Below are 13,790 nucleotides of genomic sequence, written 5' to 3' on the forward strand. Positions count from 1 at the left end.
GAGCCCTTATTTATTATGGTTTTCTTATTAAAACTCGTGGTCAGCAGTATCAGGGCTTAGGCTGTCGATGCCGACAATGTTTGCCGCTCGCTCAATCGCACCGGTTTGGGCTACCAACGACATAATGGTGTCGTTTACTAGCGCGTTGCCTTGCGCGTTACCCGCCGCAATAAGTTGGTCAAAGTGCTGGTTATTCTTCTCGGCAGAAGTCACTAGCTCACCAACTTGGCTACGTGTTGTATCAAACTGCTTTTGAATTTCGGCCGCTGCTTTCTTATCTTTTTGAGCAACAAGGTCAGCGATACTTGGACCAGAAAGTTCTTTGCCGTTTACACCTTTGTATGTACCTGTGTAAACGTTGTAGATGCCTTGCTCATTGTAGTAATGAGAGTTGTGCGTGTTGTCTGAGAAACAATCGTGCTCGTCTTCAGTTGAGTTCGCTTCTAGTGCCACCTTCATGCGCTCACCCGCTAGTTCACCTAGAGAAAGAGAACCCATGCCGAATAGCATCTTACGAAGACCATTGTCAGCAGATTCGTTTAGTAGCTCTTCACGGTAGTTGCCTTTCACTTCAGCAGACCACTGCTTTTCCATCCACTCAAGATCTTGAACCAGTAGATCAGCGGCCGCTTTTAGGTACTCACCACGACGATCACAATGACCATTCGTACACTCAGAACCGACAACGAAATCAGTGTAAGCACGTTGACCTGCACCCGCGTTAGTGCCGTTTAGGTCTTGACCCCAAAGCAAGAATTCAATCGCGTGGTAACCTGATGCAACGTTTGCCTCAGAACCGCCAACTTCGTTTAGATCTGCTAGCAATTCTGGCGTAATCTTTGAAACGTCCAGTTTAGAAGCACCAATCTGTAAGCTAGTGTTTGCGATGATATTTGCAGCCGCGCCTTCATTACCCAATTCGTATTGGTAATCCGCCGCTACGTAGTCGATCAGACCTTCATCAAGTGGCCATGCGTTTAACTGACCTTCCCAATCGTCAACAATCGCGTTACCAAAACGGAAAACTTCAGACTGTTGGTAAGGAACGCGAGAATCGAGCCAAGCTTGTTTTACTTCTTCAAGCTTTTTCGCTGATGGTGATTTTAGGAATTCGTCGATTTTTACATCCAGCGCTTTCGCTGTTGTTACTGAATCAGCAAACACAGCATGGGCAACGTCCGCGTAATGTTCGACAACTTGTTGTTTAGTTACTGTAGCAGCAACGGTAGAACCACTGGCAATGAGGAGTGATGCAGCAATAGATTGGACTAAAACTTTTTTTGCATTCATCTGAAGCATCCTTGTTGAGCATTTTAATTATCGTATTGGTAGTGCTAATTATTCTTATTTGCACTTTAGTCCCGAGATAATACAAATTTACAATTTATTTGCAACTCCAGATACAAAAAAAGCCTCATAATAATGAGGCTTTTCATATGCTTTATTGTCAATTTTATCTTTATAATTAAACCTTTAGGTTATGTTTCCCGTGAGAAACTTTTGCCTTCAGGTAATTTTCATTGCCATCTTTGATGTGCGCAGAAGTGTTGACAACTTCTGAAATTTCGATTCCGTATTCCGATAACTCACGGATCTTCTTAGGATTATTCGTTACCAAACGAATCTTGCTAACACCCAGTGCTTCTAGCATTTGTGCTGCTTCTGTGAAGTCACGCAGGTCATCATCGAAACCCAAATGATTATTCGCTTCGTAGGTATTCATGCCTTGGCTTTGCAAGCGGTAAGCATCAATCTTGTTGTATAGACCAATACCGCGCCCTTCTTGGCGAAGGTAAAGGATGATGCCACCTGATTCGCCCATACGATTAATGGTCTCTTCTAGTTGCTCACCACAGTCACAGCGTGAAGAGTGGAACACATCGCCAGTCAAACACTCAGAATGCATGCGAACTAATGGCATGTCCTGAGTTTGGTCTGCTTGTTTGAAGATAATCGCTACATGCTCTTTATCTGTCTTCAGACCATGGAAAGACAGGATTTCGGCATCAATGTTACTTTTAGCCCCGACTTTAAAATCTACTCTGGCACGTACTTCCGCCATATCTACACTCACTCGATTTATTGCTTGATGCATTTTCGTTATCGCATTCATGGGATTGCTCTCATTTGCTCTTCAACTATGGGGATTGATACCGCATTTTTCAATGTTGAGATCACAAAGAACCCTATTCTTATTCATGACAAGCTAGGAAATCCTGTTCGGACACTTCCCGCTAGCCGACTTTACAAATGTTATAATATAACATTTATGATTAACTACAATAAAAAACCCCAGACAAATTTGCCTGGGGTTTCGAAAGCGTTAGTTGAAGAATTGATTTTAGTGCGTTTGGCTTCGCTTCCATACGGCGAGCTCAATCCAAACCGCTTCAAGTTCTTGAATCTCTTCGTCGGTTAAAACGGCGAGTGTAGAAGTGACTTGTGGCAGCTTCGGTGACTGCAATGCACGAATCTGCGAATAAAAGTCCTTTTTTAATTGCGATATAACTGAATCCACTGCGTACACCTATTCATTCTTTTATTACTCCTCCAGCTCAATTTTTATGGTCTGCTATTCACTGGAGCCTTCATAAATTCGAGAAAATGATAACATTCTGCTTGTTATGTGCACAATTTATTTTTAATAGTGGAATAACGGTCACATTAATTGCGCTTTACCATTCGGATCGAATATAAGACAAAAAGGATCAAAAATAGAGCAGGAAAGATCCACAGTAACGCAGTGGTATAATTAAATGGCGGCTGATACAGAACAATATTCCCATAACGAGCGACTAGGTAGTCTTTTATTTCTTGATTTGAACTGCCTTGATTAGCCATGGTGTACACCTTCAATCTAAGGTCTTTGGCGGCTTGTGCGTTGGACTCTACAAGGTTTTGGTTTTGGCATTGCGGGCAGCGTAATGTCTTGGCTAATGCGGTTGCGCGCTGTTGCACTTCAACAGAATGAAACTCAAACAGATCAACATTCTGTTCTAAATCCGCACTTCTCGTGAAAGGAGAAAATAGTGTAAATAGGATTATTGTGAGGAGAAGACTATTAAATCGAAACATTCAAATACCCTGAAAATATATCGTTCCATTTATCTGCCGTTAGCTCTCCACGATATTTGATCAATATACGACCATTTTGATCAATCAAGTAAGTTTCTGGTGTTCCTATAACGCCTAGCTCCACAGCGAGCTTTCCATTAGGGTCACTAATTACTTCAATATATGGATTTCGTTTAGAGCTCAAATATTCACGAGCAGCTTGTTTTTGATCTCTATAATTCAGCCCAATAATAGGCACACCGAGTTCTGCTAACTGCAATAACTCTTCATGCTCTCGCTTGCATACCCCGCACCAAGATGCCCAAACATTCAATAATTTATATCCGTCGCTTTTGAACAATTGCTCAGAAACCATGTCATCAGAGATCAGAGAAGTAGAGCGAAAATTAGGTGTCTCTAAATTTCGTTGTGGGGACAATTCAACATGTGGTCGCTCAGACAAAGCCACCGCAGTTACTACAGCAAACACAGCAACAGCCACAACGAGACCTGCGAGTTTAAGCGTATTTCTCGATCGCATTGATAGTCTCTCTCCTTTTCTTTAGGCCGGTTAATAGCGCACCAAACACCGCTAATAGCCCACCAGACCATATCCACCAAATACCGGCGCGGTACTGAGCTTTAATCGCATAAGCATGAGTGTCGACTTTGTCACCCAATGTCACGTAATAATCGCCATGCCATAGTGAACGAATCGCAGGCTCGGTCATGTTCATTACTCGCACAGGGTAATGGCGCTTCTGCGGGTTGAAATTGAGCATGCGGCCATCTTCCAAGTGCAATGTGACCTGTCCTTGTTCTGCGGTATAGTTCGGCCCCACCAGCCATTCGATACCATGATAATCGATAGTGATCCCCGCCCTTTGTTGAGAACTGCCGGGTTCGACACGTAAATTGTATTCATAAGAGTAGTGACTATTGAATACAGCCCCACTCACCGCCAGTGCAAAACCGATATGTGCCATCACGATTGGCATGAGTTTACGCTTATTGGAGCAGCGAAACAGCATAACGAGATGCGCCACAATCACCCAAGTAGCCAATGTTATGGTTAACAATGCTTCGAAATGCAGTGCATTCACTGAGAACATAAACCCGATCCCAGAGACTAGAGATAACGCGATACTGATCGCGATATCACCGCTTACACTCGGTACTGTGCCTTTTGTCCATTTCAGCACCGGCATGAAAGCTAAGACAATCAGAGCGAGTATGCTTAATGGGAAGATCAGACTATTAAAGTAAGGTGCGCCAACTGAAATGTTCCCTAAGCCAAGCAGTTGATAAACCATCGGGTAAAAAGTGCCAAGAAAAACGATGGCAGTCGCAATAATCAGCAGCCCCTTGGCGATATAAGCAGTGTAAGCTCGGCTCGTTAGAGATTGAAGTTTGAAGCGAGGGAGTTGTTCTCCTCGCACAATCAATACGCCAAAAGTGATGATGATAAGCAAGCTCAATACACCAAGCAGCACCAAACCTTTAGTTGGGTCCACCGCAAAAGCATGCACTGAAGTCAGCACGCCAGAGCGCACCACGAATGTCCCTAAAATGCTTAGGCTGAACGTAGCAAACGCCAGTGCATAAGTGCTCCAAATTGCGCCTCTGTTACGTGTTGCGACAACACCGCTGTGCAACAAAGCAGTACCAGTAAGCCAAGGGAGTAGAGAAGCGTTCTCGACAGGGTCCCAAAACCACCAGCCGCCCCACCCTAGCTCATTGTACGCCCACCAAGATCCTACCAAGATACCCAACGTGAGCGTTCCCCATGCAAAAAACGCTGCGCTACGAGCGACCACATACCAATCGCTCATCGGTTGTTTACCCAATAACGCCGCTAATGCAAAAGCTAATATTGCTGCGTAACCAACATAACCGAGATAAAGCAATGGTGGATGAATGATAAGCCCAACATCTTGCAGCATTGGGTTTAGATCTCGCCCTTCGGACGCCAATACTTGGGCATATTCGAACGGGTTAGAGGTCATTAACGTGAACCATGCAAACGTCCCAATCAGAACGTTCATGATTCCTAAACAGTCACAAGTATATTGGGCGTTGAGCGGTGACTTAAATGCAATAAACGACGCCCATAAACTCAGGGTGACGACCCAAAACAACATGGAGCCTTGGTGCCCACCCCAAGCGGCAGCAATTTTGAACGCCACGGGAAGTTGACTGTTGGAATGCGTAACAACATATTCCAACGCGAAGTTGTCTTGCACGAAGCAGACGATCAGAAGTGCTAAACAAATGATGGAAGCTAAGCTAATGATGTGGGACATCGCGACTTGATGCGGCAATGTCACCTTCTTACCCATAGCACGACGTAGCCAATGCAGAAGCGATGCACAAGTCGATGTTACAGCCACCAATATCAGTAAGAAAAACCCTAGCTCAGCCTCCATTTCTCCCCCTTACACTATGGTCATTTGACCGGCATAGAGAATGAAAGTACGCAGCATAAGTACGCCGACCAAGCTCAACGTCGTGACCACAAAAACGTAACTGCCTTTGTGGCGCACTTCAGAAGGCGTCAACCAATTGAGAGTCAAAGGCGTTATCATGCCGATGAACACTACCCCAACCCAGAACCATTGAGCCCAGAATCCACTCGAAATAGCATTCCAAGCCGCGACTTCGTTCTGACCACCGCTGAAGATCAGTCCAGTAAAGAAAGTCACTAAGACAAACAGCTCAAACAATACTACCGGGCGTTCAAATCCGTGTACCCAAGACACACTTGGGCTGCTGGTCGACTCTTTAAACACCAAAATGCCAAACATCAAGCATGCTGCTGCGCCCGAGGACAAACTAGAGAACAGGAACAAGATTGGCAGTACTGGATTGTTTAGCATTGGGTAAGTCTTCAACGCAGACAACAGAAAGCCGGTGTATGCCGCAAGCACGATGGCTAAGAAGCCCAAGAACAATTCAATTGCGTTGTTGGCTTTCCCCGCCTTAATCAAAATGCCATCGGCAAAATCCAGCAGTTTGCTCGGTAACTTACCTTCACAGAAGCTGATGATTTGATGGCGGAAGATAACGCCGATCCAAACAAACAGCACTAGCATGTACACTTGGAACAAGATCACGCCCATCGACATTACCGACGTTGGGTTGTAGTAGATCATGATCTTCCAAAACTCTAAAGGCTTGGTTAAATGGAAAATCAAAATTACCAACCCAGCAATGATGCCAAATGGTGCGAGCCAAGCCATCGCTTTCATTATGCCGTTGTTTGCGGGATCACCTTCAATCACTTTGCGTTTTAAGTAGATAGAAATCATCACCGCACCTGCTGACATCCCAGCAAGGAACAAGTAAATCGCGATGATCCAATCCCAGACTAACGAGTCAAAGTGGAATGCACTTTCGAAGCCGTTCATGATGACACCTCCCCTTTGCTATGCGGAATTTTGTACAGTTTAGGTTGGGTACCTAAGTGCGATTTATCGCGATAGACAACATGGCTTTCAATAGCTTTGCTCACCTCGCTAGTTGGATCATTTAAATCACCAAAGATGAGTGCTTTTGTTGGGCAAGACTCCACGCAAGCTGGCTGCTTACCTTGTGCCAGGTTGGTATCGCGGCAGAAGTTACATTTATCCGCAGAGTGATCGACTGGATTAAAGAAGCGCACTTGGTAAGGGCAAGCAGCAAGGCAATAACCACATCCGACACATTTCTCTTTGTGTACATCCACGATGCCGGTCGCTTCATCTTTATATGCAGCGCCTGTTGGACAAACGTATACACATGGTGGGTTATCACAGTGCTGACAGGATTCGCGAGTAAACTGGTATTCCACATCTGGGTATTCGCCAATCGGTTCACTGCGATGAATTTTAAGTCGCGTTACGCCTTCAGGGACTTTATTTACTTCGCGACAAGCATCAGTACAGGCGGTACAGCCAATACAGGCATTTTCATCATGAACCATACCCATACGTTTCGCTTGTTCACTGTTGCTGGCATAAAGAGAGGAGCTAACAACGGAAGTGCCTGCAACGCCTGTAGTTAAAATCAACGCGCCGCTGCTGGCTAAAAAGTTTCTTCTCGAACATTTCATGCTATCTCTCCTCTTCTTTGGCAAGTTCAGGTTCGACGGCAAATTCAGAGTGACAATCCACACACTGCTTGATCAGTTGTTTTCTGTCGTACGACAAGGCTTTGGTTTTCGCTGCGTGTACATCGTGGCAATTTGAACAAGTGAGGTTTTTGGCGTGCACATCGTGCGTCCAGTGGCTTTCTCTCAGCTGTGTCGGTGCGTGGCAATCCACACATTGGCTGTTAGCTTTAAGAATCATGCTTGGATCAAGGAACACTTTGTCGTGTACCTCTTTCGATTGCGCGGCAGAAAACTTAATCACATCAGGCGCGCCTTCACGATGGTCGGGACCAATGTTGCTATGGCAATTGGTGCAATTAAGTTGCTTCCCTTGACTGAGTAGCGCTTGCGGGTCATGCGAAAGGTTCAGAGTCTCTTTAGCATCCTTATGACATTGCAGACACTTGTAGTCTCGGTCACGGATCAACTCGACTTGATGACGCTCAGCTTGAGCACCTTCAATCGGCTCTGAAGAAGTCGCATGGGCGGCGATGGAGAAACCATAGATAGCAAAGACGAAGAGAAGTTTCAGCATTGTCTCTATGGTCAATTTTATATTGCCCATATTGTTCTTTCCTTAGCTCGATAATAATTGATAACTATTCTCAATTATTTATTTGAGCGACAATTAATTTCCTCTGAAGATATTTTTTCAAATCTTCAAATGACATCAATTCTTATTTCGGAAAGCCACAACGCTAAACCTATATTTATAATACCTCTATTATTCATAAGGGGTAGAAACACCTGTTCAAAAAGCGAACTAAATCACCCTATTTTTAAAAAGGTTAAAAGCCCAAAACATTGACGGACAAGGACTTAGCCACTACCACTTTAGGGGTATATAAATTCAAACATGACTGAGATCACTGGTGTAAATTGATCTAAAACAAGACAAGATTCGCTCACTATTTCATCTATCCAATTAAGCCATATTATTAATCGTAGATCTCCAGTTCTTATTTGGAATAGCTTCTCACAACGCTGCTAATAAAAACGAATATGGAGATAACACCGTGAGCATAAAACACTGGATGAGCGCACCTATCGCGGTTGCGACCTTATTCGCCAGCCAATTATTTTTGGTCGGCGCTCCGTTGGCGGCAGAAGAAAAAGGCCTCATCGATCCTCGTAATGACGCCTTTGAACAGAACCATCCCGACCAATACCACTCTTGGAAAGCAACATCCGAAAGCGAACACATTGAAGACGCCCTAAGTGAAGACCCAAACATGGTGATCTTATGGGCTGGCTATGGCTTTGCAAAAGACTACAACAAAGCGCGCGGTCACTTTTACGCACTTGATGATGTTCGTCAAACCTTACGTACCGGCGCACCGACTGATGAAAAATCCGGCCCCATGCCAATGGCCTGTTGGAGCTGTAAAAGCCCTGACGTTGCGCGCGTGATTGATGAACGTGGTGAAGACGGTTATTTCGAAGGTAAATGGGCACGCTTGGGCTCAGAAATCGTCAACCCTATCGGTTGTTCTGACTGTCACGACACTCGCTCTGAAGAGTTTAAGAAAGGCGAACCAGCACTGGCGGTAACTCGCCCTTATGTTGAGCGTGCTTTTGATACTATTGGTAAAAACTTTGATGAACAATCTCGCCTAGATAAGCAAGCATCGGTCTGCGCTCAATGTCATGTTGAATACTACTTCACCGGCCCGACTAAAGCGGTTAAGTTCCCATGGGATATGGGCACCACCGTTAATGACATGGAGAAATACTACGACGCGTTGAATTTCAAAGATTGGACGCATGCAGTATCTAAAGCTCCAATGCTAAAAGCACAACACCCAGGTTACGAAACATGGCGCGATGGCATCCATGGCAAAAACAAAGTGGTGTGTGTGGATTGTCACATGCCTAAAGTAACCAAAGAAGACGGCACGGTGTACACAGACCACAAAGTGGGTAATCCATTTGACCGCTTCGAAGACACCTGTGCACAATGTCATACCCAAACTAAAGAGCAGCTACAAGGCATCGTTTCGACTCGCAAAGCGCAAGTATTGAACATGAAGCTCACCGCCGAGAAGCAAATCGTAGCGGCACACTTTGAAGCAGGCGCAGCTTGGAAAGCAGGCGCAACAGAAGCAGAGATGGAGCCTATCCTACAAGATATTCGCCATGCACAATGGCGTTGGGACTACGCGATTGCTTCTCATGGTGTCCACATGCATGCTCCTGAGGTGGCACTTGAAGTACTAGGTACTGCAGTTGATCGCGCCGCTGACGCCCGTACCAAGTTGGTTCGTTTACTGGCAACCAAAGGCATTACTGACCCTGTTCAAATTCCAGATATCTCGACCAAAGCCAAAGCACAACAAGCACTGGGCATGGATATGGATAAGATGAACGCAGACAAGAAACACTTCCTAGAAACAGTAGCGCCAGAGTGGGATAAAGCAGCAGCTGAACGCGAAGCCACGTATTAGTCTAACTGGCAGCGGTTAATTTATAGATACAACAAGGGGCGTACTGAACGCCCCGTTTTTTTGTTTCTTTGTTATCTTTATTTCTTCATCCTCGATTCTATCGAGAGACAAAATCGAATGTACTAGCGACGAGGAAGCCTCGGCCTCGGTTGAATATTTGGACGTGCCTTAGGCATCTGCACATTTGGACGAGCAACTGGGCGTTGGATCTTCGTTTCCGGTAATGCTTTTCTTTGTTGAACCTTTTCTTTTACCGCTTTGTCTTGTAAAGCCGCTGGCTCAATACGCTCCGGACGATTCTCCCATTTGGTTTGAATCTCTTGCTTTTGCTCGTCAGGCAATGATTGCCAATGATCGTCGAGTTGGCGTTTCATGTTATCGATATTGGCGGACATATCATCGTCCTTCCAATCCTCGACTTTGTCTTTGATGGATTGCTGTTGGTCTTCATCTAAACCATTCCACCACTCTTCCAGTTTCTCTTTGTATTCGTCGTCGTTGTCGCAACAACCCGGATAGTAATAAATCCAATAGTCGTCATGATCGTACCACCACGGATCGTAATAACCTGAAGAATAATAAACCGAGGAGGAAGAACCAGAATGATCGGAAGAGCTACAACCCGCCAATACAGAGCCGCACAGCAAAACCAATATGCTTAGTGCCTTATTTTTCATTCGTTGCCCACCTTTCCCTCTACTGCTTATTAAATTGTACGCTTACAACAGCTCTTTTGCTTTGTTGATAGAGTTAATGATTTGCACTCTATCTAAATTTGGATCATTAGAATCTAATAATAGTACCCAAGTATCAATGGCTTCCTGAAAGCGGAATGACAGAAAATGGTCATTTGCGATCAAAGACAAAGCCGCTTCATTGTGCGGTTCTATCTGTAGAGCTTGTTCCAGAAGCAGGCTGACTTCTTGCGTCATAGATTGTTGGTGGATGTAGTATAAAGTGGTCGCCTTTGCAGCAAGTTGCGTGGCAATGACAGGTTCAGTCAGTTGGATCGCGTAGTCAAAACAGATCAACGCACCGTCAAATTCACCCTCTAGTAGGTAGCCCTGCCCGAGTTGGAACCACAATTCAGCGTTGTTTGGATCCTCTCGCAACTGGTCTTGAATCTCTTGCATGATGTCACGAGCAGTCATCATACGTGACATTTCTGCTTGCATCGGTTGAGGTGGAGTTTGACGCAGCAATAAGAAGCTTGCACTGGTTATGACAAGCACTAACAGACAAAAGCCGAACCATTGGGTAGGTTTCACTTTTGATGCACTCAGTGATAAGAGGACGATGAACAAGCCCATCAAAGAGATGGCAACGAAAAACCAAAAAGACATAAAGCAACCTATGAATAAAGATAACGCCAGTGTACTGGTTTCTGACTTTTATTGCGTTGATACAGATACAAAAAAGCCGAGCGTTATGCCCGGCTTTCAAATTTAGCGATTAAGAAGAAGCTTACTCTTCTTCTGAACCTTCAGCTGCATCGTCTGCTGCTGGCGCTTCAGGAGCTTGACCTTCTGCGTTCTCCTCTGTTGCTTCTGCTTCTTCGCCTTCTGGCAATTCAACTTCTTCAACTTCGTCGATGCGTTGTAGACCAACTACTGATTCGTCTTCAGCTGTACGGATAAGTGTCACACCTTGGGTGTTACGACCAACTTGGCTCACTTCCGCTACACGTGTACGTACTAGAGTACCAGCATCGGTGATCATCATCATCTCGTCGCCTTCTTCTACTTGTACCGCGCCAACAACTGGACCGTTACGCTCAGAAACCTTGATAGACACAACGCCCTGAGTTGCACGACCTTTCGTTGGGTATTCCGCTAGTTCAGTACGCTTACCGTAGCCGTTTTGTGTAACCGTTAGGATATCGCCTTCGTTAGATGGAACGATTAGAGAAACAACTTGGTCTTCGTCTGCTAGTTTCATACCGCGAACACCTGCCGCTGTACGACCCATTGCACGTACTTTGTCTTCGCTGAAGCGAACCACTTTACCTGCTTTAGAGAACAGCATGATGTCGCTATCGCCGTTTGTGATATCAACACCAATTAGTGAGTCATCATCACGTAGGTTCACAGCGATTAGACCGTTTGAACGTACGTTTGCAAACTGGTTCAGTGGGGTCTTCTTAACCGTACCATCGCCTGTCGCCATGAAGATAAATTTCTCTGGTGAGAACTCATCAACAGGAAGAATTGCAGTGATACGTTCACCTTCCTCTAGAGGAAGGATGTTTACGATTGGCTTACCACGTGCAGTACGAGTTGCATGAGGCAATTGGTAAACTTTCAGACGGTAAGTCTTACCACGAGTTGAGAAACACAGAATGTTATCGTGAGTATTTGCAACAAGTAGACGTTCGATGAAGTCTTCATCTTTCATCTTCGTTGCACTCTTACCTTTGCCACCACGACGCTGAGCTTCGTAGTCGCTTAGAATTTGGTACTTAACGTAACCTTCGTGAGACAGAGTTACTACTACGTCTTCACGAGCAATCAGCTCTTCCATGTCGATGTCATGGGTAGCTGCTGTGATTTCGGTACGACGAGCATCGCCGTAACCATCGCGAACTGCTTCAAGCTCTTCGCGAATCACTTCCATTAGACGCTCAGTGCTTGCAAGGATGTGCATTAGCTCTGCGATTTCATCTAGAAGTGCTTTGTATTCATCAAGAATCTTCTCGTGCTCTAGACCGGTTAGACGGTGTAGACGAAGTTCTAGAATAGCTTGTGCTTGAGTCTCAGTTAGGTAGTACAGACCATCGCGAATACCGTATTGATCTTCTAGCCATTCTGGACGTGCTGCATCAGTACCAGCACGCTCAAGCATTGATGCTACGTTACCAAGATCCCAACCACGCGATACCAAGCCAACTTTTGCTTCTGCTGGTGTTGGTGCGTTTTTGATTAGCTCGATAACTTCATCGATGTTTGCAAGAGCAAGAGACAATGCTTCAAGGATATGAGCACGTTCGCGCGCTTTGCGTAGTTCGAAGATAGTACGACGAGTTACAACTTCACGACGGTGGTCAACGAAGCACTTCAACATGTCTTTTAGGTTGAATAGCTGTGGCTGGCCGTTGTTTAGCGCAACCATATTGATACCGAAAGTCGTTTGAAGCTGAGTTTGTGCGTAAAGGTTGTTCAGAACAACTTCACCCACAGCGTCGCGCTTACATTCAATAACAATACGCATACCGTCTTTATCAGATTCGTCGCGTAGTGCACTGATGCCTTCTACTTTCTTATCTTTAACTAGCTCAGCGATCTTTTCGATCAAACGAGCTTTGTTTACCTGGTAAGGGATTTCAGTGACGATGATGGTTTCTTTACCATTCTTCTCCACTTCGATTTCCGCTTTTGAACGCATGTAGATCTTACCGCGACCAGTTTTGTACGCGTCTACAATGCCTTTACGACCGCTGATTAGCGCTGCCGTTGGGAAATCAGGACCAGGGATGTAATCCATTAGCTCATCAATAGTGATTTCTTCATTATTGATGAACGCAAGACAGCCATCGATCACTTCGCCAAGGTTGTGCGGTGGGATGTTGGTTGCCATACCTACCGCGATACCAGAAGCACCGTTTACCAATAGGTTAGGAATTTTAGTTGGAAGAACCGCTGGGATTTGCTCCGTACCATCGTAGTTAGGTACGTAGTCCACGGTTTCTTTATCTAGGTCAGCCAGAAGTTCGTGGGCAATTTTCGCCATACGTACTTCGGTATAACGCATTGCCGCAGCAGAGTCGCCATCGATCGAGCCAAAGTTACCTTGACCATCGACCAGCATGTAACGAAGTGAGAACGGCTGAGCCATACGTACGATTGTGTCGTACACAGCGCTATCACCGTGTGGGTGATATTTACCGATTACGTCGCCAACAACACGGGCTGATTTTTTATATGGTTTGTTCCAATCGTTGCCTAGTACGTTCATCGCGAATAAAACGCGGCGGTGTACTGGTTTTAGGCCATCACGCACATCTGGAAGAGCACGACCCACGATTACTGACATCGCGTAGTCTAGGTATGAACCTCTAAGCTCATCTTCAATGTTTACGGGCGTGATCTCTTTAGCTAAATCGCTCATAGAGCCATTATCCCTCTATTATCTGATCGTAATTACGATACGTGTAAGGTGCAAAAATA

General features: G+C 45.2%; 13 protein-coding genes. 1 reads left to right on the forward strand and 12 read right to left on the reverse strand.

Going from position 1 to position 13,790, the window contains the following annotated elements; genetic code table 11:
- Window positions 1–27 precede the first annotated feature (27 nt).
- The 9 genes from VCHENC03_RS08215 to nrfB all read right to left on the reverse strand — a co-directional run bounded on the left by VCHENC03_RS08215 (window position 28) and on the right by nrfB (window position 7,748).
- Window positions 28–1,290, reverse strand: a complete 1,263-nt coding sequence (locus VCHENC03_RS08215; RefSeq protein WP_009706890.1) for an imelysin family protein — start codon at window positions 1,288–1,290, stop codon at window positions 28–30.
- A gap of 175 nt (window positions 1,291–1,465) precedes the next feature.
- Window positions 1,466–2,113: a GTP cyclohydrolase II gene (locus VCHENC03_RS08210; protein ID WP_171371056.1), complete on the reverse strand. Its 648-nt coding sequence runs from the start codon at window positions 2,111–2,113 to the stop codon at window positions 1,466–1,468.
- A 228-nt stretch (window positions 2,114–2,341) separates the two neighbouring features.
- Window positions 2,342–2,518: a hypothetical protein gene (locus VCHENC03_RS08205; RefSeq protein ID WP_009706892.1), complete on the reverse strand. Its 177-nt coding sequence runs from the start codon at window positions 2,516–2,518 to the stop codon at window positions 2,342–2,344.
- A 146-nt stretch (window positions 2,519–2,664) separates the two neighbouring features.
- Window positions 2,665–3,075 carry a heme lyase NrfEFG subunit NrfF gene (gene nrfF / locus VCHENC03_RS0126080; protein ID WP_020196500.1) on the reverse strand — a complete coding sequence of 137 codons (411 nt, stop codon included), beginning with the start codon at window positions 3,073–3,075 and terminating at the stop codon, window positions 2,665–2,667.
- Window positions 3,062–3,595, reverse strand: a complete 534-nt coding sequence (locus tag VCHENC03_RS08200; RefSeq protein WP_009706895.1) for a DsbE family thiol:disulfide interchange protein — start codon at window positions 3,593–3,595, stop codon at window positions 3,062–3,064. The genes nrfF and VCHENC03_RS08200 overlap by 14 nt, the downstream gene beginning before the upstream one ends.
- The gene (locus VCHENC03_RS08195; protein ID WP_009706896.1) at window positions 3,573–5,480 is read right to left on the reverse strand and encodes a heme lyase CcmF/NrfE family subunit; all 1,908 of its coding nucleotides are present in this window, start codon (window positions 5,478–5,480) and stop codon (window positions 3,573–3,575) included. Before VCHENC03_RS08195 ends, VCHENC03_RS08200 begins: the two co-directional genes overlap by 23 nt.
- 9 nt (window positions 5,481–5,489) lie before the next feature.
- Window positions 5,490–6,461, reverse strand: coding sequence for a cytochrome c nitrite reductase subunit NrfD (nrfD, locus tag VCHENC03_RS08190; RefSeq protein ID WP_005443386.1), 972 nt, complete (start codon window positions 6,459–6,461; stop codon window positions 5,490–5,492).
- The gene (gene nrfC, locus VCHENC03_RS08185) at window positions 6,458–7,144 is read right to left on the reverse strand and encodes a cytochrome c nitrite reductase Fe-S protein (RefSeq protein WP_009706897.1); all 687 of its coding nucleotides are present in this window, start codon (window positions 7,142–7,144) and stop codon (window positions 6,458–6,460) included. Before nrfC ends, nrfD begins: the two co-directional genes overlap by 4 nt.
- A gap of 1 nt (window position 7,145) precedes the next feature.
- Entirely contained in the window at window positions 7,146–7,748 is a 603-nt protein-coding gene (nrfB, locus tag VCHENC03_RS08180; protein ID WP_009706898.1) for a cytochrome c nitrite reductase pentaheme subunit, read from the reverse strand.
- A gap of 451 nt (window positions 7,749–8,199) precedes the next feature.
- Between nrfB and nrfA the strand changes: the two genes are divergently transcribed.
- On the forward strand, window positions 8,200–9,627 hold the full coding sequence (gene nrfA / locus VCHENC03_RS08175; RefSeq protein WP_009706899.1) for an ammonia-forming nitrite reductase cytochrome c552 subunit: 1,428 nt from the start codon (window positions 8,200–8,202) through the stop codon (window positions 9,625–9,627).
- Window positions 9,628–9,749: 122 nt separating this feature from the next.
- Here nrfA and VCHENC03_RS08170 read toward each other — a convergent pair whose 3' ends face one another.
- From VCHENC03_RS08170 to gyrA, 3 genes are all read right to left on the reverse strand, one after another.
- On the reverse strand, window positions 9,750–10,304 hold the full coding sequence (locus VCHENC03_RS08170) for a hypothetical protein (RefSeq protein WP_009706900.1): 555 nt from the start codon (window positions 10,302–10,304) through the stop codon (window positions 9,750–9,752).
- A gap of 42 nt (window positions 10,305–10,346) precedes the next feature.
- Complete coding sequence (locus tag VCHENC03_RS08165; RefSeq protein ID WP_009706901.1) at window positions 10,347–10,970, reverse strand: TPR domain-containing protein; 624 nt, start codon at window positions 10,968–10,970, stop codon at window positions 10,347–10,349.
- Window positions 10,971–11,091: 121 nt separating this feature from the next.
- Window positions 11,092–13,731, reverse strand: a complete 2,640-nt coding sequence (gene gyrA / locus VCHENC03_RS08160) for a DNA gyrase subunit A (protein ID WP_009706902.1) — start codon at window positions 13,729–13,731, stop codon at window positions 11,092–11,094.
- Window positions 13,732–13,790 lie beyond the last annotated feature (59 nt).

The sequence above is a fragment of the Vibrio sp. HENC-03 genome, assembly GCF_000305755.2.
GTDB classification, from domain to species: domain Bacteria; phylum Pseudomonadota; class Gammaproteobacteria; order Enterobacterales; family Vibrionaceae; genus Vibrio; species Vibrio owensii.

What these genes read in the sequence shown, in the direction of transcription:
- gyrA (WP_009706902.1), bottom strand. Translation starts at nt 13,731, where the DNA reads ATGAGCGATTTAGCTAAAGAGATCACGCCCGTAAACATTGAAGATGAG.
- nrfC (WP_009706897.1), bottom strand. Translation starts at nt 7,144, where the DNA reads ATGAAATGTTCGAGAAGAAACTTTTTAGCCAGCAGCGGCGCGTTGATT.
- VCHENC03_RS08215 (WP_009706890.1), bottom strand. Translation starts at nt 1,290, where the DNA reads ATGAATGCAAAAAAAGTTTTAGTCCAATCTATTGCTGCATCACTCCTC.
- VCHENC03_RS08165 (WP_009706901.1), bottom strand. Translation starts at nt 10,970, where the DNA reads ATGTCTTTTTGGTTTTTCGTTGCCATCTCTTTGATGGGCTTGTTCATC.
- nrfB (WP_009706898.1), bottom strand. Translation starts at nt 7,748, where the DNA reads ATGGGCAATATAAAATTGACCATAGAGACAATGCTGAAACTTCTCTTC.
- nrfD (WP_005443386.1), bottom strand. Translation starts at nt 6,461, where the DNA reads ATGAACGGCTTCGAAAGTGCATTCCACTTTGACTCGTTAGTCTGGGAT.
- VCHENC03_RS08195 (WP_009706896.1), bottom strand. Translation starts at nt 5,480, where the DNA reads ATGGAGGCTGAGCTAGGGTTTTTCTTACTGATATTGGTGGCTGTAACA.
- VCHENC03_RS08170 (WP_009706900.1), bottom strand. Translation starts at nt 10,304, where the DNA reads ATGAAAAATAAGGCACTAAGCATATTGGTTTTGCTGTGCGGCTCTGTA.
- nrfF (WP_020196500.1), bottom strand. Translation starts at nt 3,075, where the DNA reads ATGTTTCGATTTAATAGTCTTCTCCTCACAATAATCCTATTTACACTA.
- VCHENC03_RS08210 (WP_171371056.1), bottom strand. Translation starts at nt 2,113, where the DNA reads ATGAATGCGATAACGAAAATGCATCAAGCAATAAATCGAGTGAGTGTA.
- VCHENC03_RS08200 (WP_009706895.1), bottom strand. Translation starts at nt 3,595, where the DNA reads ATGCGATCGAGAAATACGCTTAAACTCGCAGGTCTCGTTGTGGCTGTT.